This is a genomic window from Roseovarius tolerans, from assembly GCF_900109855.1.
Lineage (GTDB): Bacteria > Pseudomonadota > Alphaproteobacteria > Rhodobacterales > Rhodobacteraceae > Roseovarius > Roseovarius tolerans.
Genome location: NZ_FOBO01000012.1, coordinates 24,611 through 47,050, shown reverse-complemented (window position 1 = coordinate 47,050; position 22,440 = coordinate 24,611). Strand labels below are relative to the sequence as shown.

At 64.4% G+C, this 22,440-nt stretch carries 22 protein-coding genes; 12 read left to right on the top strand and 10 right to left on the bottom strand.

The features are described from left to right. Positions 1–66: 66 nt before the first annotated feature. Entirely contained in the window at positions 67–318 is a 252-nt protein-coding gene (locus BMX04_RS12505; RefSeq protein ID WP_050662390.1) for an EF-hand domain-containing protein, read from the top strand. 53 nt (positions 319–371) lie between these two features. On the opposite strand, the gene BMX04_RS12500 is transcribed toward BMX04_RS12505, so the two are convergent. Both BMX04_RS12500 and serB read right to left on the bottom strand, forming a co-directional pair. Continuing rightward, positions 372–1,379 carry a Hint domain-containing protein gene (locus BMX04_RS12500; protein WP_074787000.1) on the bottom strand — a complete coding sequence of 336 codons (1,008 nt, stop codon included), beginning with the start codon at positions 1,377–1,379 and terminating at the stop codon, positions 372–374. Positions 1,380–1,467: 88 nt separating this feature from the next. Next, positions 1,468–2,346, bottom strand: a complete 879-nt coding sequence (gene serB, locus BMX04_RS12495) for a phosphoserine phosphatase SerB (RefSeq protein WP_074786998.1) — start codon at positions 2,344–2,346, stop codon at positions 1,468–1,470. A gap of 159 nt (positions 2,347–2,505) precedes the next feature. Between serB and BMX04_RS12490 the strand changes: the two genes are divergently transcribed. The 3 genes from BMX04_RS12490 (at position 2,506) to aroA (ending at position 6,770) form a co-directional block, all read left to right on the top strand. Further along, complete coding sequence (locus tag BMX04_RS12490) at positions 2,506–3,660, top strand: phosphoserine transaminase (RefSeq protein ID WP_074786996.1); 1,155 nt, start codon at positions 2,506–2,508, stop codon at positions 3,658–3,660. A gap of 85 nt (positions 3,661–3,745) precedes the next feature. Further along, positions 3,746–5,341: a phosphoglycerate dehydrogenase gene (serA, locus tag BMX04_RS12485; RefSeq protein WP_074786994.1), complete on the top strand. Its 1,596-nt coding sequence runs from the start codon at positions 3,746–3,748 to the stop codon at positions 5,339–5,341. Between the two features lie 82 nt (positions 5,342–5,423). Continuing rightward, positions 5,424–6,770, top strand: a complete 1,347-nt coding sequence (aroA, locus tag BMX04_RS12480) for a 3-phosphoshikimate 1-carboxyvinyltransferase (RefSeq protein ID WP_074787138.1) — start codon at positions 5,424–5,426, stop codon at positions 6,768–6,770. A gap of 283 nt (positions 6,771–7,053) precedes the next feature. On the opposite strand, the gene BMX04_RS19430 is transcribed toward aroA, so the two are convergent. The 3 genes from BMX04_RS19430 to dapA form a co-directional block, all read right to left on the bottom strand. Further along, positions 7,054–7,191, bottom strand: coding sequence for a hypothetical protein (locus BMX04_RS19430; RefSeq protein ID WP_175477360.1), 138 nt, complete (start codon positions 7,189–7,191; stop codon positions 7,054–7,056). A gap of 83 nt (positions 7,192–7,274) precedes the next feature. Next, a complete protein-coding gene (gene mscL / locus BMX04_RS12475; RefSeq protein ID WP_074787137.1) occupies positions 7,275–7,697 on the bottom strand; it encodes a large conductance mechanosensitive channel protein MscL in 423 nt (140 codons plus the stop codon). Between the two features lie 158 nt (positions 7,698–7,855). Beyond that, entirely contained in the window at positions 7,856–8,731 is an 876-nt protein-coding gene (dapA, locus tag BMX04_RS12470) for a 4-hydroxy-tetrahydrodipicolinate synthase (RefSeq protein WP_050662341.1), read from the bottom strand. Positions 8,732–8,883: 152 nt separating this feature from the next. Between dapA and BMX04_RS12465 the strand changes: the two genes are divergently transcribed. After that, the gene (locus BMX04_RS12465) at positions 8,884–10,836 is read left to right on the top strand and encodes a lytic transglycosylase domain-containing protein (protein ID WP_074786992.1); all 1,953 of its coding nucleotides are present in this window, start codon (positions 8,884–8,886) and stop codon (positions 10,834–10,836) included. A gap of 8 nt (positions 10,837–10,844) precedes the next feature. On the opposite strand, the gene BMX04_RS12460 is transcribed toward BMX04_RS12465, so the two are convergent. Further along, positions 10,845–12,479, bottom strand: a complete 1,635-nt coding sequence (locus BMX04_RS12460; RefSeq protein ID WP_074786990.1) for an MFS transporter — start codon at positions 12,477–12,479, stop codon at positions 10,845–10,847. Then, positions 12,476–13,162 (bottom strand): thiamine diphosphokinase, encoded by a 687-nt coding sequence (locus BMX04_RS12455; protein WP_074786988.1) that lies wholly within the window; start codon positions 13,160–13,162, stop codon positions 12,476–12,478. Before BMX04_RS12455 ends, BMX04_RS12460 begins: the two co-directional genes overlap by 4 nt. Positions 13,163–13,365: 203 nt before the next feature. On the opposite strand from BMX04_RS12455, the gene BMX04_RS12450 reads away from it, so the two are divergent. After that, positions 13,366–15,402, top strand: a complete 2,037-nt coding sequence (locus BMX04_RS12450; RefSeq protein WP_244888543.1) for a hypothetical protein — start codon at positions 13,366–13,368, stop codon at positions 15,400–15,402. A gap of 184 nt (positions 15,403–15,586) precedes the next feature. On the opposite strand, the gene BMX04_RS12445 is transcribed toward BMX04_RS12450, so the two are convergent. Then, on the bottom strand, positions 15,587–16,240 hold the full coding sequence (locus tag BMX04_RS12445; RefSeq protein ID WP_074786984.1) for a ChrR family anti-sigma-E factor: 654 nt from the start codon (positions 16,238–16,240) through the stop codon (positions 15,587–15,589). A gap of 10 nt (positions 16,241–16,250) precedes the next feature. Then, positions 16,251–16,919 (bottom strand): sigma-70 family RNA polymerase sigma factor, encoded by a 669-nt coding sequence (locus BMX04_RS12440; RefSeq protein WP_083398177.1) that lies wholly within the window; start codon positions 16,917–16,919, stop codon positions 16,251–16,253. Positions 16,920–17,038: 119 nt separating this feature from the next. On the opposite strand from BMX04_RS12440, the gene BMX04_RS12435 reads away from it, so the two are divergent. The 6 genes from BMX04_RS12435 to BMX04_RS12410 all read left to right on the top strand — a co-directional run bounded on the left by BMX04_RS12435 (position 17,039) and on the right by BMX04_RS12410 (position 22,016). Beyond that, complete coding sequence (locus tag BMX04_RS12435; protein WP_074786980.1) at positions 17,039–18,337, top strand: NAD(P)/FAD-dependent oxidoreductase; 1,299 nt, start codon at positions 17,039–17,041, stop codon at positions 18,335–18,337. Next, on the top strand, positions 18,334–19,089 hold the full coding sequence (locus BMX04_RS12430) for a DUF1365 domain-containing protein (RefSeq protein ID WP_074786978.1): 756 nt from the start codon (positions 18,334–18,336) through the stop codon (positions 19,087–19,089). The genes BMX04_RS12435 and BMX04_RS12430 overlap by 4 nt, the downstream gene beginning before the upstream one ends. Then, positions 19,086–20,327 (top strand): MFS transporter, encoded by a 1,242-nt coding sequence (locus BMX04_RS12425; RefSeq protein ID WP_244888542.1) that lies wholly within the window; start codon positions 19,086–19,088, stop codon positions 20,325–20,327. Before BMX04_RS12430 ends, BMX04_RS12425 begins: the two co-directional genes overlap by 4 nt. 4 nt (positions 20,328–20,331) lie before the next feature. After that, a complete protein-coding gene (locus BMX04_RS12420) occupies positions 20,332–20,892 on the top strand; it encodes a DUF3833 domain-containing protein (RefSeq protein WP_074786976.1) in 561 nt (186 codons plus the stop codon). Next, positions 20,889–21,623 carry an SDR family NAD(P)-dependent oxidoreductase gene (locus tag BMX04_RS12415; protein ID WP_074786974.1) on the top strand — a complete coding sequence of 245 codons (735 nt, stop codon included), beginning with the start codon at positions 20,889–20,891 and terminating at the stop codon, positions 21,621–21,623. Before BMX04_RS12420 ends, BMX04_RS12415 begins: the two co-directional genes overlap by 4 nt. Before the next feature lie 66 nt (positions 21,624–21,689). Beyond that, a complete protein-coding gene (locus tag BMX04_RS12410) occupies positions 21,690–22,016 on the top strand; it encodes a DUF3775 domain-containing protein (RefSeq protein WP_050662332.1) in 327 nt (108 codons plus the stop codon). 12 nt (positions 22,017–22,028) lie between these two features. Here the strand turns inward: BMX04_RS12410 and BMX04_RS12405 are convergent, their stop codons facing one another. Next, entirely contained in the window at positions 22,029–22,427 is a 399-nt protein-coding gene (locus tag BMX04_RS12405) for a c-type cytochrome (protein WP_074786972.1), read from the bottom strand. Positions 22,428–22,440: the final 13 nt, after the last annotated feature.

Below are 22,440 nucleotides of genomic sequence, written 5' to 3'. Positions count from 1 at the left end.
GCCTCATGTTCAGGCCACGGTCGCGACAGAACGCGGCCCGAACCCTGAAACGAAAGGATGTCTGAGATGACCAAGACAACGCTTGCCACCGGCTTTGCCCTGACCCTCGCGCTGCCCGGCCTCGCCCTGGCGGCCGATTTCGCGGCGATGGATGCCAACGGCGATGGGTACATCACCATGTCGGAATTCCAGCAGGCCATGCCCGATGCCTCCACGGATGCGTTCATGAAGGCCGATGCCGATGCCGACGGCGCGATCAGCGAAGAGGAACTCGCCGCGGCGCAGGAGGAAGGCACCCTGCCGTCGAGCGAGGGCTGACCCAAGGACCGGGGCACGCCACCGCGGGTGCCCCGGCACCTTCTCCATGCGGCTCAGGCAACCAGTCTGGTTTCCCACCGGCGCAGACAGCACCGCGCGGCTCCATCCGCCGGGCTATCGTCCCCGATCTCGACATCAAACAGCTCCGGGAACAACGCCTTAAGCTCCGCATGCTCCGCCGCGCTCAGCGCGCCAAGCGCCATCTCGCCCAGATGCAGGCTCTCGCTCGGGATGCCTTCGGCAAGAACGACTTCATGCTGATCAAACGCCAGATGCACATAGCGCACCCGAGACCGTGGCACTTGCCGGATCGTATCTCCGTTGACCAAGTGCAATGCCGCGACCAGCACCTGCGGCTGACCAAAATACATTTCCGTGCGCCAGTCGCCGATCAGCATGCGGTGCTGCGGTGACACCACCAGCTCGCGCCAGTTGCCAAGCGCCCCCGCCGCGATCTCGATCGGGGCCATCGACCCGCGCCCCGGCACCTCTCGCTGACCGCTCCAGCGCACGGGTTGCAGCCCGTGATCGAGGGTGTGCACCAGATCCCCTGCGCGGATCACCTCGACCGGCAGTGGCCCGCGTTCGGTCTCGATCAATGTTCCGGCCGCAAAGCAGGGAAAGGCCGGCGGATCAGGAGAGAATGTGTCGAACGAAAGTTGCTGATCCCTGCGCGGCTCCAGTCCCGGACCGAATTGCACAGTGCCTGCGGTCAGCCCGTTGACATCGAACACAATATTCGCCGGGTTGGTGATGATCTGATGCTCGGCGGAGGACGCGCGCCCCTGAAATTGGTCATGCTGCGGATTGAGGCTTGAAAAAATCGGCGGTTCCGGCGGGTCGGCGTCGGGCCAAGCGTAGATATCGACGAATTGCCCGTTGCTGAACAGGTTATCATCCCCGTTCACCTGACGGATCACGACACGGAAAACATCGCTCGACGTCCCAAGCGGTTCGACCCCTTGCAGGGTCACCTTCATGCCGTTGTTATTGCCTGATGTCGAGACGCTGGAAAAGGTGCCTACCTCGTCCCCGGTCACGAATATTTCCACTTCGGCCACGCCGGGCCTCCTTGCAACTCTTCCCCCCAGGATTTGTCGCCGGATCGCTCCTGCGCAAAATGCCTGAAAAGTATCCTGTTATCAATTCCTAAGAGGCAGGGCCATGGAACTCTTCCCGCCCGTAGCCCTGCACATACAAGAGCGCCGTCAGATCGCCGTGATTGATGCGGATATCGCATTCTGCGGCCACCGAGGGCTTGGCATGCAGCGCCACACCCGCACCTGCGCGCGCGAGCATGCCCAGATCATTCGCGCCATCGCCGACGGCGATCACGTCGGCCTCGGAAATGCCCAAACGTGTGCTGATCTCTTCCAGCGCCTGCACCTTGGCGGCGCGCCCAAGGATGGGCCGCGCGACATCGCCCACAAGCCTGCCGCCCTCGGCCAGAAGCGTGTTGGCACGGTGTTCGTCAAAGCCGAGATGCGCTGCAACCACTTGGGTAAAGGCGGTGAACCCGCCCGAGACAAGCGCGCAATAGGCCCCCTGCGCGCGCATCGTCGCTACCAGCGTGGCACCGCCCGGCATGTAGGTGATCCGGTCGCGCAACACCTCGCCGATCACCGCCTCATCGAGCCCCTCGAGCAGCGCCACCCGCTCCAGCAGCGCGCCCTCGAAATCAAGCTCGCCATTCATCGCCCGCGCGGTGATCTCGCGCACATGCGCGCCGACGCCCGCGACCTCGGCCAGCTCGTCGATGCATTCCTGCTCGATCATGGTGCTGTCCATATCCGCGAGCAGCATTTTCCTGCGCCGCCCCTCGGCGGGCTGCACCACCAGATCGACGCGCATTTTCTGCAACTCGTCCCAGACCTGCCAGCGGTTTTCGGGAACATGCGGCAGGCTGAATTCCGCCGCCTCATCCGGGGCAAGCCAGATCGCATCCCCGCCGCCCCAGGCATTGCGCAGGTTGTCGACAAGCGCGGGCTCAAGCGCCCCGGGGGCGGCGATCAGGGTGGCTGTGAACATGGGGCAGGTTTCCGATCGTAGGCGCGCGGTGTCGCATTTTTTCACTCAGGCGGCGTTCTAGCGTCATTTCTGCACTTGCGAAAGGGTCCGCTTGGCCGTAATTCGACAGGTGGGACACCCCTCCCCAACGAGGGGCGCTTATCTGGAAGGATAGCAGCAATGGCTATTGAACAACCGGCAACGCGGCCGGCAAATCCGCGTTTTTCCTCTGGCCCCTGTGCCAAACCCCCCGTTTTCGAATTGAGCAAGCTGTCGGATGCGCCGCTGGGCCGCAGCCACCGCGCTGCCGTGGGCAAGGCCAAGCTCAAGGCCGCCATCGAGGGCACGCGCGAGATCCTCGGCATCCCCGACGACTACCGCATCGGCATCGTGCCCGCCTCGGATACCGGGGCCGTGGAAATGGCGATGTGGAACCTGCTGGGCGAGCGCCGCGTCGAGATGCTGGCCTGGGAGAGCTTTGGCGCAGGCTGGGTCACCGACGCGGTCAAGCAGCTTAAACTCGACGCCGAGGTCAAGACCGCCGACTATGGCGAGATCGTCGATCTGGCGACGGTCGATACCGACAATGACGTGGTGTTCACCTGGAATGGCACCACCTCGGGCGTGCGCGTGCCCAATGGCGACTGGATCAAGCCGGACCGTGCGGGCCTGACGATCTGCGACGCGACCTCTGCCGCCTTCGCGCAGAACCTGCCCTGGGACAAGCTCGACGTGACCACCTTCTCCTGGCAGAAGGTGCTCGGCGGCGAGGCGGCGCATGGCATGATCATCCTTTCCCCCCGCGCGGTGGAGCGGCTGGAAAGCTACACGCCGCCCTGGCCGCTGCCCAAGATTTTCCGCCTCACGAAGAGCGGCAAGCTGATCGAGGGCATCTTTGTGGGCGAGACGATCAACACGCCGTCGATGCTCGCGGTCGAGGATTATCTGCTGGCGCTCGACTGGGCGCGCTCGGTGGGCGGCATGAACGGGCTGCGCGAGCGGGCCTATGCCAACCTCGCCGCCGTGCAGGCGTTTGTCGCCGGTCACCCGTGGCTGGCCTTTCTGGCGCATGAACCGGCGATCCGCTCCAATACCTCGGTGTGCCTGACGTTCACCGATGACCGTATCAGCGACGGCGCGGCGTTTGCCAAGGCCGTCGCCAAGCGGCTCGAGGCGGAGGGCGTTGCCTATGATATCGGTGCCTATCGCGACGCGCCTCCCGGTCTGCGCATCTGGTGCGGCGGCACGGTCGAGACCGCGGATGTGGCGGCGCTGATGCCGTGGATTGAATGGGCTTTCGAGGCCGAAATCGCGGCGCTGTCCGAGACGGCATGACCCCGATTTCTTGAAAAGAGATCGGTCCGAAGTCTTTCAAAGACTTCGGGCCTCCCCCCAAATGTTTCATCAAAGGACCAGAAAAATGGCTCCCAAGGTTCTCGTATCCGACAAACTTTCTGAAACCGCCGTGCAGATCTTTCGCGATCGCGGCATCGACGTGGATTTCCAGCCCGATCTGGGCAAGGACAAGGACAGGCTGGCCGAGGTGATCGGCGCGTATGACGGTCTCGCCATCCGCTCGGCAACCAAGGTGACCGAGAAAATCCTCGCCAATGCGACAAACCTCAAGGTGATCGCGAGGGCGGGCATCGGCACCGACAATATCGACAAGGTGGCCGCCAGCAAAAAGGGCGTGATCGTGATGAACACGCCCTTCGGCAACATGATCACCACCGCCGAGCATGCCATCGCGATGATGTTCGCCGTGGCGCGGCAAATCCCAGAGGCGTCGGCCTCCACCCAGGCGGGTAAGTGGGAAAAGTCGCGCTTCATGGGCGTGGAACTGACCGGCAAGACGCTGGGCGTGATCGGCGCGGGCAATATCGGCGGTATCGTCTGTGACCGCGCGCGCGGCCTCAAGATGAAGGTGGTGGCCTATGATCCTTTCCTTGGCCAGGAAAAGGCCGACAAGATGGGCGTGGAAAAGGTCGAACTCGACGACCTCTTGAAGCGCGCCGATTTCATCACCCTGCACGTGCCGCTGACTGATCAGACCCGCAATATCCTCAGCCGCGAGAACCTGGAGAAAACCAAGAAGGGCGTCCGCGTCATCAACTGCGCACGCGGCGGGCTGGTGGACGAGCAGGCGCTGGCGGATCTGTTGAAAGACGGCCATGTCGCGGGCGCGGGCTTCGATGTCTTCGCCGAGGAACCTGCGGTGGACAACCCGCTTTTCGGTCTGCCTAACGTGGTCTGCACGCCGCATCTGGGCGCGGCCACCACCGAGGCGCAGGAAAATGTCGCCCTGCAGGTGGCTGAGCAGATGTCGGATTATCTGCTGACGGGTGCTGTGACCAACGCGCTCAACATGCCCTCGGTGACGGCCGAAGAGGCCAAGGTCATGGGCCCGTGGATCAAACTCTCGGATCACTTGGGCAATTTCATCGGCCAGATGACCGACGAGCCGATCAAGGCGATCAATATCCTCTACGATGGTGTGGCCAGCGAAATGAACCTCGGCGCGCTGACCTCTGCCGCCGTGGCGGGGATCATGAAATCGGTGAACCCCGAGGTGAACATGGTCTCCGCCCCCGTCGTGGCCAAAGAACGCGGGGTCAAGATCTCGACCACCAAGCAGGACAAGTCCGGCGCCTTCGAGGGATATATCAAGATCACCGTGGTCACCGACAAGCGCGAGCGCTCCATCGGCGGCACCGTGTTCAGCGATGGCAAGCCGCGTTTCATCCAGATCAAGGGCATCAATATCGACGCCGAGATCGGGCAGCACATGCTTTACACGACCAACGAGGACGTGCCGGGGATCATCGGCACATTGGGTCAGACCATGGGCGAGAACGGCGTGAATATCGCCAACTTCACCCTTGGCCGGTCGGATGCGGGCGGCGAGGCGATCGCGCTCTTGTATGTCGACGCGCCGGTTCCCGAAACCGCGATCAAGGCGCTGCACGCGACGGGCAAGTTCCAGCAGATCCGCCCGCTGCAATTCGACATGGGCTGAGCTGCGCCCAAGAGCGATGGACGAGGTCGCCTGCCTGCGCTATCAGGCAGGCGATTTCGCGTTTTGCAGGAGACCGCCGCCCATGTCCGGCCACGCCACGCCCGTTCCCATGACCTCGCACAGATCCGGGCCTCTGACGGGGCAGGCCAATGTGCCCGGCGACAAGTCGATCTCGCACCGCGCGCTTATCCTCGGGGCGCTCTGTGTGGGCGAGACGGTGATCACCGGGCTGCTGGAGGGCGAGGACGTGCTGGACACGGCCAAGGCGATGCGCGCCTTCGGGGCCGAGGTGACGCGCGACGAGATGGGCACATGGCATGTGCATGGCGTTGGCGTTGGTGGCTTTGCCGAGCCCGAACAGGTGATCGACTGCGGTAATTCCGGCACCGGGGTGCGGCTGATCATGGGGGCGATGGCGACCTCGCCGATTTGCGCGACGTTCACCGGGGACGCGAGTCTCAACAAACGGCCTATGGCGCGGGTCACTGATCCGCTGGCGCTATTTGGCGCGCAGGCCGTTGGGCGCGCGGGTGGCCGTCTGCCGATGACCGTGGTCGGGGCCGCCGATCCGGTGCCGGTGCGCTACGAAGTGCCGGTGCCGTCGGCGCAGGTGAAATCCGCAGTGCTTCTGGCCGGGCTGAATGCGCCCGGTGAGACCGTGGTGATCGAGCGCGAGGCGACCCGCGATCATACCGAACGCATGCTGACCGGGTTCGGGGCCGAGATCGTCACGGAAGTGACCGAGAAGGGCCGCGTCATCACCCTGACCGGGCAGCCGGACCTTATCCCGCAAACCATCGTGGTGCCGCGCGATCCCTCGTCTGCGGCGTTTCCGGTCTGTGCGGCGGTGATCACCCCCGGCTCTGATGTTCTTGTGCCCAATATCGGGCTGAACCCGACGCGCGCGGGGCTCTTTACCACGCTGCGCGAGATGGGGGCCGATCTGGAGTATGAGAACCTGCGCGAAGAGGGCGGCGAGCCGGTGGCCGACCTGCGCGCGCGGTTTTCGCCCGATCTGAAGGGCGTGGAGGTGCCGCCCGAGCGCGCCGCGAGCATGATCGACGAATATCCCGTCCTGTCGGTGGTTGCGGCGTTTGCCACGGGTTGGACCGTGATGCGCGGGGTCAAGGAATTGCGCGTCAAGGAAAGCGACCGGATCGAGGCGATGGCGGCGGGGCTGCGCGCCGGTGGCGTGACCGTCGAGGATGGCCCCGACTGGTGGATCGTGCATGGTCTGGGGCACGGCAATGTGCCCGGTGGCCAGACCTGCGCCAGCCATCTCGATCACCGCATCGCGATGTCCTTCATGGTGATGGGCATGGCCACGCAAAGCCCGGTCAGCGTCGATGACGGCAGCCCGATCGCCACGTCCTTTCCGATCTTCGAGCCGCTGATGGCCGGGCTTGGTGCGGATATCCGGCGCGGGTGAGGGCGAAGACTGCGCGATGACTTGGGGCTGGGTGGTTCTGGCCTTATACTGTCGTTGAGGTGAGCACCAATGCGCGGAATCAAGGTGCCGCAGGCACCGCCGCGCAGCGCCCGACCGCCCCCTCGGGCGGGCGCTTTTGCAACGTATCAAGCCATTGATGACGCGAGAGTGCTTGGCTGGCATAAAGTGCGGTCCACCAAGGTTGCAGCGCCCACCCGGCGGTCGGGCGCTGCGCGGCTCATCTCTGAAACCGTCAATGTCCGCTCCAGGCCGCCCCCCATCCTCACCCCGCCTTTTCGACGTTCACCTGATGTGGGTAGGGAATGGAAATCCCCCCGGCATCGAAGGCCTCTTTCACCGCTTTGGCGGCGCTTATCACGAGCGGCCCGTAGCTTCCGAGATGGGTCATGAAGTCCTGCATTCTGATCTCCGTTCAACTGCTGTGATGCTGTCGGGTATGGAAAAGGGCCCGCCAGACAGCGGACCCTTCGCCATGTGACCGGCTTATTTCTTCAGGGAATCGCGGATTTCCATCAGGATCTCCAACTCCGTGGGGCCGGGATCGGCGGCCGGGGCCTCCTCTTCCGGCTTGGCGGAGGCCTCCTTGGCGCGGTTCACCGCCCTGACCAGCAGGAACACGACCCAAGCGATGATCAGAAAGTTGATCACGGCCATGATGAAACGGCCATAGGCAAAAACCGCAGCCCCCGCCTCTTCGGCGGCGGCGATCGAGGCATAGTCACCCGCACCAAGCAGCACGTAGAGGCCGGAAAAATCGATCCCGCCCATGAACAGGCTGATGATCGGGTTGATGAGGTCGGCCACGAGCGATCCGACAATCGCGGTAAACGCCGCGCCGATGATGATGCCAACAGCCATGTCCATGACATTGCCCTTCGCGATGAAATCCTTGAACTCTTGTACCATGATCGTCCCTATCATCACTGATCCCGGCGGGTCTCAGGCCGCGCCACGTTGGCGGTTTACCATGAAATGCCGCAAGGCAAGTCTGAAAAAACCGGGTTGCACGGGGAAATTGCGCCGCGTGTTCCCCGGGATCGTGGCGTGAGAGGGCTATCGTTGGTTCAGTTGATCAGCCCTGCGTGTCGCATCCCGTCATCGACAAGTGCCTTGACCGGATCGCTCAACCCGACCAGTGGCGTGCGCACCTCTTCGCTGCACAGCCCCAGCCGTGACATGGCGTATTTCACGCCGACCAGCCCCGGTTCGGTAAAGATCGCGCGATGCAGCGGCATCAGCCGGTCCTGCAATTCGAGCGCGGTGGCATAGTCGCCCGCTAGCGTCGCCTCCTGAACCTGCGCCACCAGTTTCGGCGCGACATTGGCGGTGACCGAAATCACCCCGACGCCGCCCTGCGCGTTGAAGCCGTGCGCGGTGGCGTCCTCACCTGAAATCTGGACAAAATCCTTGCCGCAGGTCAGCCGCTGCGCGCAGACCCGTGCCAGATCGCCGGTGGCATCCTTGACGCCGACGATACGCGGCAGCCTGGCCAGTTGCCCCATCGTGTCGGGCATCATGTCCACGGCGGACCGGCCGGGGATGTTGTAGATGACGATCGGCAGGTCGCAGCAATCGTGCAGCGCGGTGAAATGCGCGATCATGCCGCCCTGCGTCGGCTTGTTGTAATAGGGCGTCACCACGAGGGCGGCATCGGCCCCCACCTTGTGGGCATGCTGCATGAAGCGGATCGCCTCAAGCGTGTTGTTCGACCCCGCCCCGGCAATCACCGGGATACGGCCCGCGGCGGCGCGCACGACCTCCTCGACGACGGTCTCATGCTCTTTATGGGTCAGGGTCGGGCTCTCGCCGGTGGTGCCCACGGGCACAAGGCCGTGGCTGCCCTCGCCGATATGCCACTCGACGAGTTTCTTGAGCGTGTCCAGATCCAGTTCGCCGTTCTTGAACGGCGTGACCAGGGCAGGAAAAGATCCTTTGAACATGACACGCTCCTCTCGTCGTAATCTGCGGGCGGGGCCCGCGGTGATCGGGTTGGCCATCGGCGGCGGATCGCGCATGGTGTCACGCATCGTGAATGGACGCGGGCGCGCAGGATGCCTAGGCTGGCGACGTCTATCCTTCGGCAAAGCGGGAAATGCAAGAGATGTTGCGCGTGCTCACGCTGGTTTTCGGGCTGATTTCCCCGGTTTTCGCCGCTCAGGCGGCTGATTTGCCGCGTCTCGCGCCGCGCCCTTTGGCCAGTGCGCTTGACGCGATGCAGGCCGGACGCTGGGAGGTCGCGGCGCGGCTTGCGGCGCGCGATGGCCAGGCGGCGGCGGATCTGATCGAATGGCACCGCCTGCGCGCGGGGCTGGGAGAACCGCGTGACATCCCCGCGTTTCTCGGGCGGAACGCGCATTGGCCCGGCCTCGATTACCTGCGCCGCCAGAGCGAGGAGGCGATGACCCATGCCGATTTCGATGATGTGCTGGCGTTCTATGACGGAGACCGCCCACAGACCGGCACCGGCGCGCTCAACCTCGCGCGTGCGCTACTGGCGCGCGGACGGCAGGGCGAGGCCGAGGCGAGCGTTGTGCTGGCCTGGCGCACGCTCGATCTGAGAAGTGCCGAGCATGACGATTTCCTGCGTGAGTTCGACACTCTCCTGCGCCCGCATCACGCCGCGCGGCTGGAGATGGCGCTCTGGCGGGGGCTGCGCGATGTCGAGGACATGCTGCCGCTGGTCAGTGACGAGGTGCGCGCGTTGGCCGAGACGCGTGGCAAGGTGAAACGCGGCGAGACAGAGGGGCTGACCGAGGCACAGACGCGCAACCCCGGCATCGCGTTCGAGCTTTTTACCCGCCACCTGAGCAACGCGCCCGAAGAGGCGATCGCCGTGCTCTTGCGTCAAAGCCGGATCGAGGCTGGCCTGGGTGAGCCCGAGCGATGGGCCAGCTGGCGCCGCGCCCTTGCCCGGCAGAAGATGCGCGAGGGCGAGGCTCGTCTGGCCTATGAGATCGCGTCGGTGCATCAACTGGTCGAGGGGGCGAATTACGCCGATCTCGAATGGCTTTCTGGCTACCTTGCGCTGACCTATTTCGAGGCACCGGACCTGGCGCTGGATCATTTCCAGCGGTTCCGCGCGGCGGTCGGCACGCCGATCTCATTGGGGCGCGCGGGCTACTGGATCGGCCGGGCGCAGGACGCGCTGGGCGATACCGAGGCCGCGCAGCTTGCCTATGCCGAAGGCGCGGCATACCAGACCAGCTTTTACGGGCTTCTGGCCGCTGAAAAGGCGGGGCTGCCTGTGGATGACGCGCTGGGCGGCACCGAGGCGTTCCCACCCTGGCGCGCGGCAGAGTTTGCCCGAGGCGACCTGCACGAAATGGGGACGCTGGCACTCCGGATGGGCGATCTGGGTCTGGCGCGGCGGTTTTTCATCCATCTGGCGGACAGTCAGGACCGGACCGGTCTGGGCCAGATGGGGCAGATGCTGGCCGAACTGGAGCAGCCGCATCTTCAGGTGATGCTGGGCAAGGCGGCGGCGGAGCGTGGCATCGTGATCGAGGCCCCATATTATGCGCTCCACCCGATGACGGGCATGGATCTGCCGGTGCCAATGGAACTGGCGCTTGCCATCGCCCGGCGCGAGAGCGAATTCAATCCGGTCGTGGTGAGCGGGGCAGGGGCGCGCGGTCTCATGCAACTCATGCCCGGCACGGCGCGCGACATGGCGCGTGATCTGGGGGTGGCCTATGACCGGTCAGACCTGCTGAACGAGCCTGTGTATAATGCGCGGCTGGGTTCGGGCTATCTGGCGCAGCTTGGCGGGCGCTTTGACGGCAATATCGTGCTGATGTCGGTGGGATATAACGCAGGTCCGGGGCGCGCCGCGCAATGGATCGACGCCTATGGCGACCCGCGCGGGCAGGGCGCGCATGAGATCGTCGACTGGATCGAGCACATCCCCTTTCGCGAGACCCGCAACTACGTGATGCGCGTCGCCGAGAGCCTGCCCGCCTACCGCGCCCGCCTCGGCAAACCGCCAATGCCCGTGCCATTCACCCGCGAACTGGCAGGTCGCAGCCTGTCCCCCTTGGGCGAGTGAGGGCCTGTTCAGTCCTGCGTGCGCAGCCGTGAATTCTGCACCATGGCCACCGCAAGCAATGGCAGTCCCACGGTCACCAGGCTCACCAAAATCAGCAGGATGCCGAGATCGGAATAATCGGCGGGGGTCGTGACCTGCCCGGTCTCGCGATCCGTCACCTCGCGGGTGATGACGAACACGTTGTTGAGGTATTTCGTCAGCAGCGAACTCGCCGACAGCGCAAGGTTGGTGAACGAGGCCATGACGGCAAAGAACGTCGCCTTGAGGTCATTCGGCGCGTTGCGTGCGATCCATGCCAGCATCGGGATCATCGCCACTTGCCCCAGGGGCGATTCCACCGCCGTATCCAGAATCGCGATAAAGCGGGCATCGACGATGCCCCCGGTCAGCGGCGCGGTTATATCCTGAATGCCGTAATAGAGCCCGATATTGGGCAGCGACAGAATGCCTCCCGCCAGCGTCAGCAGCACCACGATGTAGACGATGGGTTTGCTGGCCATCAGCGGGCGCAGGATCACCATGCCTACGAGGGTCAGCACCGAGGTGATCAGCGACAGGATCGACAGGAACTGTTGGTCAAAGCCCAGCACGTCGATGGAAAACCACGTATAGCCGTCACCCGGTCGCGGCACCGCGCGGAAGATGAAGATGACCACCGCCGTGCCGATCAGCGCCCTTGCCTGCGCCTGTGTCAGCACCGCGATCAACTGGCGCATCAGCAGCAGCACAATCGTCATCGAGCCGACAAAGATGATCTCCTGCCCATAGGCGATATCACTCAGCCCCACCGTCAGAGAGATTGCCACAAACCCCGCACCGCCGATGAAATACCACGGGTTGGGCTTGGTGTCCTCGTCGGGCCGCTCAAAGAGCGCATCGGCCTCGGCCGGGTCGAGGCCACGCCGGATGAACCCCCGCCGCGCACGGATTTTCTGGATACCCGCCAGCACCACGCCCGAGACCGACACCACCGGAATAAGCAGCGCAGTCAGATAGATGGTGGCGTATATCTGCCGCTTGGCGTCGTCGTCCATCGCCTCGATGCCCGAAAACATCGAGATATTGAGTGTCGCCACGGCCACCGTCCCCAGGATCAGCGCAAAGCGACCAAGCGTCTGCATCGTGGTATGCATGGCGCGCGATTGCTCCAGCCCGATCTCGCGGCCTTGCGCATCGACGCGCGGCACCGCTTCGACCGACATCGCGTCGGCCACCGCGTCTTGGATCACCAGACCGCAGGGGGCCAGCAGGTAAGAGGTGATGTACCACGCAGCCATCGGCATGATCGCGGTCATCATCTCGGTCTGCGTCAGCAGCAGGTACATGATGAAGACCGACAGCCCGATCAGCCCCGCGCCGAGATAGACCAGCAGCCATTTCCAGCGCCAGATGATATCGACCAGATGCCCCAATGGCATTTTCAGCGCCCAGGGCAGCCCAGCCCAGAAGGCGAGCCCCGCCAGATAGGCCGCCGAGAGGTCGAGATACTCCTTCACGAAGAAGGTGCCCACGATCATCGTCAGACCCGAAAAACCGGCTGCGAAATAGACCATCAGTGGCGGCAGGAACGTCCAGCGCATCTGCCGCCCGAGATCAAAGACGACCGCGTCGAACCAGCTTGCGATCCGGCCTGTCGCACTCATCTCGGGTTGGTCCCGTCAGGCCACCGGGCCGCGCTGTCGGCAAGGGCGGCCACCACGCTGTCCAGCCTGTCCAACGGCAGCATCACCAGCATCTTGGGCGCGGTGAAGGTCAGATGCACCGGCCCCGTGGCCGCGTTCGACGTGCCGATCTGCCCGTCAGGCGAGAAATTCAATCCGCGAATCGGCCATTGCAGCCCGTCGGACAGGCCCTCGACCGCGCCCATCGGGAACAGCGAAACGCGACAGCCCGCAGTCAGTGGCAGATGGATCGCAGGCGGGCAGAGGAACATCAGATCGGTCTCGCCCAGCAGGACACAGCGTTGCGCCGGATATCGTACCAGTGCGTTGCAGGCCGCCATCTGATGATCGAGCCGGTCGCCGCAGAACCCGACGCCCAGAATCAGAGGTGCCGTGACGCTGCGCAGGCATTTGTCGAAATCGGTGCTGTCCTGATCCTGCAACTGGTGCAGAACGGTCTCTGGCAGGGCGCGTCTTGCGGCTTGCGAGATGCTGTCGAAATCGCCGATCACCGCGCGCGGGGTGATGCCGTGGTCAAGCGCGCGGTCCGCCCCGCTATCGGCAGCGACGACCAGAGGCGCGACCTCGAGCGCCTGATCGAACAACTGGTCAGAAAGGCCCGCTCCGCCGACAAGCGTGATTGGATCGCTTTCGTGAACAATCATTTCTCGCAGCCCTTATCGTTGCATTAACTCGTCTGATGACACATTCTGACCACGAAATGATACGGTAAAGATCGAAGAATCGTGCCGCTTTGGTCTTGGCGGTCATGGTAAACACTGTCTTTGCAGGCAAGCAAAGCGAGCTTTTAAATATGGTTGGTTCAAGCAAAATTCTAACAGTCTCCTACGGTACGTTCTCGTGCACGTTGGAAGGTTTCGACGATTCATTCGACACGATGAAGGCGATTGCGGAATATTTCCGCGATCTGGCCTCCGATGACCGCTATTTCGGGGCAGAGCCGCCGACGCCGGATGCCGAGATGCTGGCCCGGATCGCCGAGCGCGAAATCTCGCGCCGGGTCGAGGCGCATGAACATCAGGGCCGCATCGTGCTGCGCGCCGACGAGGAGCAGGCCACAAGCGAGCCCGCCGCCGAACCACAGCAGCCCGCCGCCGAGGCGACACAGCAAGCGACTGCCGAAGACGCACCAAGGCAAGAAACCGCCGCGCGCACCGCCCTTGCGGCACCGCTGGCAGACCCGGTTGCGGAGCAGCCCCGCGCAGAGGCCCCCGTTGCCGAAGAACTGGCCGCCGATACCGTACCCGAGGCCCCGACCGAGCAAAGCACCCCTGCGGTTGCCACGCCTGAACCCGAGGCCATGGCCGAACCGGAGCATGAGCCCGAGGCGATAGCCGAACCGGAGCCCGAGCCCGAGGCAGCCGCCGAGATGGAGCCCGAGGCCGTTGCAGAGCCCGAGATCGAAGCACCCTCGGACCCAGAGACACCCGCGCCCGCCGCCGAGGAGCTGCGCGCGCCGCTCGCCGCCGATCCCGACAGTTTCGCCGCCAAGCTGCACATGATCCGCTCTGTCGTAAGCGGCGACGCGCCGTCTGCAGATGATCAGTACAGCGAGGACGAGCACGCCCAGGATTTCGTGCAGCCAGAGACCGACGATACCGCCTTCTGGCCCGATACCTATGAGGAGGACGCGACGGCAGAAGTGAGCCCGGAACTTGCCGATCTAGTCGAGGATGCCGCGCCCGAAGCGGCGGAACGTGACAGTTTCGAGGATACGCTGGCCGCACTGATGTCGGATGCGCCTGCGGAACCCGAAGCGCCGGTCACGGCGGAGGTTTTGCAAGACGAGACTGCCGAGGATCTGCCCGAAGAGATCGCCGAAGCCGCGCCGGAGCCTCTTGCCGAGGACGACATGCCGCTGGCGGCGCAGGAAGCCGAGGATGCACCCGAGGCCGCCGCAGAGCCCGTGGAAGAGGCGCTCGACCAGGGCTTGTTCGAAGAGGATGACGACGAGGCCGAAGGTGACGACACCGACAATCTCTTTGATGAGACAGAGGCCGCGCTCAGCCCCGAGGACGAGGCCGAACTCCAGCGTGAACTCGACGAGGTCGAGGCGGAAATGACACCGGACGCGACGTCAGAGGATGTGCTGGACAGCGCAGAAGATATCGCAGAGGATGTCGCAGAAGACGAGCCGACCCCGGTCGCCGAGGCCGCAGAACCCGAAATCGAAGACCCCGCGAAGGAGACCGGGTCCGGACGTCGCAAACTCTCCCGCGCTGAGGCCGGCGACGACCTGTCGCGCATCTTTGACGAGACCGACACCCAACTCAAGGCCCCGGCGTCCAGCCAGCGGCGCAACACCATCCAGCACCTGCGCGCCGCGCTCGCCGCGACCCGCGCCGAGAAACAGGCCGGATCGGAGCTCAAGTGCGATGTGGATGATACGCCCTATCGCACCGACCTTGCCGATGTGGTGCGCCCGCGCCGTCCGCAGGCGGTGGCGTCCGAGGCCCGCAGCTCGCGCCCGACCGAGAGCCGCCCCGCGCCACTCAAGCTGGTGGCCGAGCAACGCGTCGACACACCGCGTGATCCGGTGCGCCCGCGCCGCATCTCGACCGCCGATGTACACGCCGAGATCGACACCGACACGGATGGCGGTTTCGTCGCCTATGCCGATGAAATGGGCGCCTCCGCCCTGCCTGATCTGCTGGAGGCGGCGGCGGCCTATCTCGCCGACGTCGAAGGCCGCCCGCAATTCTCGCGCCCGATGCTAATGGGCAAGCTCAAGGAGATCGAGAAAGATAATTTCTCGCGCGAGGATGGCTTGCGATCCTTCGGCAGGCTGTTGCGCGAGGGCAAGCTGCAAAAGCTGTCCGGCGGCCGCTTTGCCGTCACCGAAGAGACCGAGTTCCGGACCCAGGACAAACGTCAGGCGGGCTGACGCGCAGGCCCGGCACCGCGCCACGCCTGACCGGCACTGCATAGAGGAAAACAGCACCGCCCGCGCGGTGCTGTTTTCATTTGGGGTGTCCTGTCAGTAGTGTTCGTTCGAGGGGATTAATCACGCTCCGGCCGCATCGTCAGGGCCGGAGGACAAAGACGACCCGCCCGGCGCGCGCAGGCCCTTAGATCCGCAGGAACGGTTGCGCGAGGCGCGGCATGATCGAGCGGAAACGCAACGGCGCATCGGTCGCGGCAAGGCAGATGCAATCCGCGCCGATATCTGCGACCGGGGTGTGGCTCAGATCTTCGTTCGCCACCTCGATGTCACCGGGGCCGAAATGATCCACCTCGTCAACGAACGCACCCTGCAGCACCAGTGTCAGTTCGGTGCCGCGATGGCCGTGATCGGGCACCGAGGCCCCGGCGGGAATATACAGAAGCCGCGCCGTGGCATCGCGCGACGTCGGCAGGATCGCCTGTTTGACCCCCATGCCGACAGACCGCCAGCGCACGCCCTGCAGGTCGCCCCCGACATAGTCGCGCAGCGGAGCCGGCAGATCATGTGATGCCCTGCGCGGCGCGGGTTTCTCGACAGGCGCGCCAGCCCTTATCAGCGCCATCGTCGCCGCGAGACTATCGGCCCCCATCTCGACGGCTTCGCTGCGATCCAGCAGCGTGCCGCCCACCGTGTCGAAAGAGGCCAGTCGCGCGCGGCACTCGTCGCACATCGAGATATGCGTCGCCACCGTCAGGCTGAAGGCTTCGGGCAAAGTCCCTGCCGAATAGGCCATCAGCAGGGCGTCGGTCAGATGATGTTTGATCGCGGGTTGTGTCATGGCATTCACTTCATTTCATTGCGTGGCGCAAACGGTCCAGCGCCAATCTGATACGGGATTTGATCGTGCCGAGCGGCAGCCCGGTCTGTTCGGCGATTTCGGAATGGCTCAGATCGCCGAAATACGCCTTTTCGATCAGCACCCTCTGTTTCTCGGGCAGGGCGGCGATAGCGTCGCCCAGTTGGTCACTTTCCTGTTGCAGGGCCAGCACATCGGCCTGATCCGGTTCCGGGTCCTGCCCCCAGGGCAGTTGCTCGGGCTCGGGTCGTCTTTGTTTGCGCAGCGCGTCGATCTTGCGATTGCGCGCGATGGTAAAGATCCATGTTGCAGCAGAGGCGCGCGCGGGGTCGAACATATGCGCCTTCTGCCAAAGGGCCGACATCACCTCCTGCGTGCATTCCTCGGCCAGGGTCGAATCCGCACCAGACCGCATCAGAAATGCTTTCACCCGGGGCGCAAAATGCGCGAACAGCCGGGCAAAGGCTACCTCATCCTGCGTGTCACGAATACGTGCGATACAGGCCACCCAATCCTCGTTCTCAATCTGTCGTGTCGTTCCGTTCTTCGATGTCACGATTGCCGTTCCTGCCACCTTGCCCGCTCTTGACCGCGTCTTATCATACGTCGCCGGTATGGGCGAGGGCGCAGGCGCGTCAGTGAGTGTGGCTTCGGTGTTCATGATTCTGATACGCGGCTTGGCAAGGATCGGATCACCGGACCTGCCAAATTTCTTTCTAATCCGGTTTCACACCCGTCACGTAAGTCTTTGCAATACTCAAAACGCAGGTAACGTCACTCATGCCATTCGAAACCGGCGCGGTCGCGCGCAAGAGGGTTGCCGTCATCGGCGCGGGAATCTCGGGAATGGGCGCGGCAGAGCGTCTTTCGACCTCTCACAACGTAGTGCTCTTCGAAGCCGAGCCGCGGCTTGGCGGACACGCCCGCACGATCATTGCGGGCAAGCGGGGCGACCGCCCGGTCGATACCGGCTTCATCGTGTTCAACTATGCAACGTATCCGCATCTCACCGCGCTCTTTGACCGGCTCGATGTGCCCGTGGTCACGAGCAACATGAGCTTCGGCGCCTCGATCCGGGGTGGCGCGTTCGAATACGGGCTCGATAGTGCGGCGGCGTTTTTCGCGCAGAAACGCAATGCCCTCAACCCACGTTTCCTGACCATGCTGCGCGACATCTTCCGCTTCAACGCGGGCGCGCTTGCCGCCTCCGCGGAGCCGGGGCTGACCATCGGCGGGCTGATCGAGAAGATGCGCCTTGGCCGCTATTTCCGCGACTACTATCTGCGGCCCTTCTCCGGTGCGATCTGGTCCACCCCGGTCGAGAAGATCCTCGATTTCCCGGCCCACGCGATGGTGCAGTTCTTCAAGAACCATGGCCTTCTGGGCTATGACGAGCAGCATCAGTGGTTCACGGTCGAGGGCGGCTCGATCTCTTATGTCGACCGGCTGGAGCAGGCGATGCGCGCCAAGGGCGTCGATATCCGCCTCGGCGCGCCGGTGGCCGGGGTGATGCGCCTTGATGACGGCGTCAAAGTCCGTGCGACGGGCGGCGACTGGGAACTCTTCGACGAGGTGGTGATCGCAGCCCATGGCGACGATGCGCTGCGCCTTCTGTCGGATGCCGACGAAACCGAGCGCGCCGATCTTGGGGCGATCACCTATCAGCCCAACGAAATCACGCTGCACGCCGACGCAACGGTGATGCCCAACCGACGCGCGGTCTGGTCATCGTGGAACTATACCGAGGCGAAGGTCAAACGCAGCGGCCAGATCGACCTCACCTACTGGATGAACAGCCTGCAACCCATTCCGCAGGACGATCCGCATTTCGTGACCCTCAACACCACCCGCCCCATTCGCGAGGAACTGATCTATGATCAGGTGACCTTGCACCACCCGGTCTATGATCTGGCCACGCTGGCCGCACAGGGCCGGGTGCGCGCGATGAACGGTCGGCGCAACACGTGGTTCTGCGGGGCATGGATGCGGCACGGATTTCACGAGGACGGGCTGTCGAGCGGTCTTGAAGTGGCCGAGGCGATCTGTGCCCGCGATTCGCTGTCGGTGGCGGCGGAATGAGTGCGGTCGATCATATTGCCGGCCACACCTGGCACGGACGCAAGGGCGCGGTCGAGAACGCGTTTCGCTACGGGATCGACTATGTGCTTCTGGATGCCGAGGGCCAGCTTGACGCGCCACGCCTCTTTGGCCGCAACCGGACCGGGCTCGCCTCGGTCTGGGACCGCGATCATGGCGGCGCGCCCAAGGCGGGGCGCGGTGCCGCCTGGGTGCGCGAGACGCTGGCGGCGCGTGGCCTGCCCGCGCCCGACCGGATCGAGCTTTTGACACAACCGCGCGTGTTGGGCCATGTGTTCAACCCGGTCTCGTTCTGGATCTGCCGCGACGCGCAGGATGACGTGCGGGTGATCATCGCCGAAGTGTCCAACACCTATGGCGAACGGCATTCCTACCTGTGCCACCGCGATGACCTTACGCCGATTACGGCGCAGGACCGGCTGCATGCGACCAAAATCTTCTACGTCTCGCCGTTCCTGCGGATCGAAGGGGGCTATGAGTTCCGCTTCGATCTGCGGCCCGACCGGATCGGCATCTGGATCGATTTCTCGGGCGGCAATGGCGGCGTCATCGCCACCCTTGTCGGCCCGCGCACGCCGCTTACGACCGCCGGCCTGATCATGGCCGCGCTGCGCCGACCCTTTGGATCACGCCGAGTGCTGGGCCTCATCCACTGGCAGGCCCTCAAGCTGTGGTGGAAGGGCGCGCGCTTCCGCTCGCCGCCGCCGCCACCCTCCGAGGAAATCAGCCGGTGAGCCACACGGCCACCATATCCGCTCCGGGCCTTGCCCCGCGACTGCCCGGTTTTGCCGTCTTTGCCGCCCTTCTGGCGGCGGCGGGGCTGCCGCTCTACATCCACGCACCCAAGTTCTACGTGGACGAATATGGCGTGTCGCTGGCCGCCCTCGGGTCGGTGCTGTTCGTGCTGCGCCTGCTCGATGTGGTGCAGGACCCGCTGCTCGGACGGCTAAGCGCGCGGCTCAGGCAGCATCGCGCGATAAGTGTCGCCGTGGCTGTTGCGGCGATGGCGGCGGCGATGCTGGGATTGTTCGCCGTGACGCCTCCGATTGCGCCGCTGTGGTGGTTCGCCGGCATGCTCACCGTGGTCTTTTCCGCCTTCAGCTACCTCACCATCTGCTTTTACGCTCAAGGGGTCGCAAGCGCCGCCCATCTGCCGGGTCAGGGTCATCTGCGCCTTGCCCGCTGGCGCGAAACCGGCGCGCTTCTGGGCATCTGTGCCGCCGCCGTGGCCCCGCTGGCACTTGGTGGCTATGCGGGTTTCGCGGTGGCGTTTGCCGCGCTCGCCGTTGTCGCGGCGCTTGCCATGACCGGGCAATGGGGAGCCACCGACGTGCCCGACGGCACCGGCTTTGGCCCCGTCCTGCGCGATCAAACCGCGCGGCGGCTGCTGATCGTGGCGCTGTTCAACGCGGCCCCCGTGGCGGTCAGTTCCACGCTCTTTCTGTTCTTCGTCGAAAGCCGCCTTCAAGCGCCGGGATGGGAGGGGCCTTTCCTTCTGATCTTCTTCCTGTCCGCTGCACTCGCCGCCCCGGCGTGGAGCAAACTAGCCGAATTCTATGGCGCGAAACGCGTGCTGCTCGGTGCGATGGTTCTGGCCATCGCGGCCTTTGCCTGGGCCATCCTGCTGGGCGCGGGCGATCTCTGGGCATTTGGCATCATCTGCGTCGTCTCCGGCGCAGCCGTGGGCGCGGACATGACGCTGCTGCCCGCGCTCTTCGCGCGCCGCCTGTCGGATATCTCGCCCGGTGCCGCCGAAGGGTTCGGCCTGTGGTCCTTCGTGTCGAAATTCACCCTCGCGCTGGCCGCCGTAAGCCTCTTGCCGCTGTTGCAGGCGGGCGGTTTTGCCGCCGGGCAGGACAACGACGAAGGTGCCCTGCGCCTGCTCAGCCTGTTCTATGGCGGGCTGCCCTGCGCGCTCAAACTCATGGCCATTGCGCTCTTGGCCCGAACACCGATTGAGGAAAGGAGCTGACCCGATGGACGCTTTTGGTTTCATCCTGCTGGGGGCCGCGATCATGCTGGCGCTCATACTGCTCAAGGAGCGGCTCACAGGGTTTTCCGCGCAGACCCCACAGAATTACGCGCGGCTTGAGCCGCGGTTCGATCTGCGCGAGCATCTCAACGGCCCGATCAAATGCGAGGGCGTGATCTATGGCCCGCTTGGCCGCGTCGCCTCGCGCTTCACCGGCGATTTCGAGGCGCATTGGCAGGGCAATCGCGGCGTCATGCGCGAGCATTTCGACTATGACAGCGGCAACAGTCAGGATCGCGAATGGCGGCTGGAACTGTGCAATGACGGCTCCATCCGCGCCGAGGCGGATGATCTGGTGGGCCTCGGTGAAGGCCAGCAGATGGGCGCGGCCACGCGGCTTTCCTATCGCATCCGCCTGCCGAAGGAGGCGGGCGGCCATGTCCTCAGCGTTACCGACTGGATGTACCTGACGCCAAACGGCGTGGTGGTGAACCGCAGCCAGTTTCGCAAGTTCGGGATAAAGGTGGCGGAACTTGTGGCAACGATGCGCCGGGTGGACGCATGACCGACTGGCAGGGCAAACGCTATTGGCTGGTGGGCGCAAGCGAGGGGCTGGGCGCGGCCCTTGCGCACAAGATCAACGCGGCAGGCGCCGAGGTGATCGTGTCGGCCCGCAGCGCCGACCGGCTGGAGGAACTGGTGCAAAGCCTACCGGGGCACGCCCGCGCCGTGGCAATGGATGTGCGCGACGACAAAAGCGTCGCCGATGCTACCGCCGAGGTAGGCGAGGTTGACGGTCTGGTCTATCTCGCGGGTGTCTACTGGCCGATGCCGTCGACCGAATGGCAGGCCGAAGAGGTCACCTCGATGGCCGATGTGAATTTCACCGGCGCGGTGCGGATCTTAGGTGCGGTGATCCCTGGCATGGTGGCACGCGATGCGGGCCACGTGGTGCTCACGGGCTCGCTCTCGGGCTTTCGCGGCTTGCCGGGGGCGATCGGCTACACTGCGTCCAAGGCCGGGGTGATGAACCTCGCCGAATCGATGCGTGCCGATCTTTGGCGTACCGGTGTGCGCGTGCAATTGGCCAATCCCGGCTTCATCAAGACGCGGCTGACCGACAAGAACAATTTCAAGATGCCGTTCATCATGTCGCCCGAGGATGCAGCACAGGAGATGTTCGAACTGATGTGCGATGACAGCGCCTTTCAGCGCCATTTCCCGCGCCTCTTCAGCTATCTCTTCCGCCTGTCGCGGTTCCTGCCGGACTGGGCCTATTACCGGCTATTTGCGTAAGATCAAGGACGGGGGACGACCCGACCGGCATTCCTGTGCTAGACTAGCGCAACAGGAGATTATGCCATGATCGACATCACCGTGCACAAGATCGCGCAGATCATTCTCATGTCCCGGGAACTGGACCGGGCCGAGGGTGAACTGCGCGCCTTCATCGACCGATTGACCGAGGAGGAGCAGGCGAGCCTCGTCGCCGTCATGTGGATCGGACGCGGCAGCTTCGAGGCCGAGGACCTCAAAGAGGCCAAGCGCACCGCCTATCAAGAGGCGACCACCCCCTGCGCCGATTACCTGCTCGGCACACCGCATCTGTCGGACCACCTCGAAAACGGTCTCGATGCGCTCGGCCTGTCGGCCTCGGATGACGAGGATGAACTGATGCGCGGCGGGTGACCCCTGCGGACGTCACCTCTCCTGAATGCTCTCCAGATAGGCCATCAGCGCCGCAAGCGGGCGGGGCGTGGGTGTCAGCACCCCGTCGCCCACATCCACCGGCACCGTATCGCCTTCCAGCAGCAGGCCGAATTCCGGCATCTCCTTGCCGGGCAGATCGGTGCGGTCATAGCCGTCGATGACTGACAGCACATGCGCGCGCGGGAATGTGCTGTCCATCGTCAATTGCGTGAGATCCGAAGGCGGCGGCGTCATGCCAGCGGCCCATGGCCCGTCGCCCGTGCCCGATGCCCCGTGGCATTGTGCACAATTCTCAGCATAGAGCGCGGCCCCCTCGCTGGCATCCGGCATGGACACTGTCTGCGCACAGGCCGCCAGTGCCGCTGCTGTCAGAATGGCTATGGTCCGCATCGCTCGTCCCTCG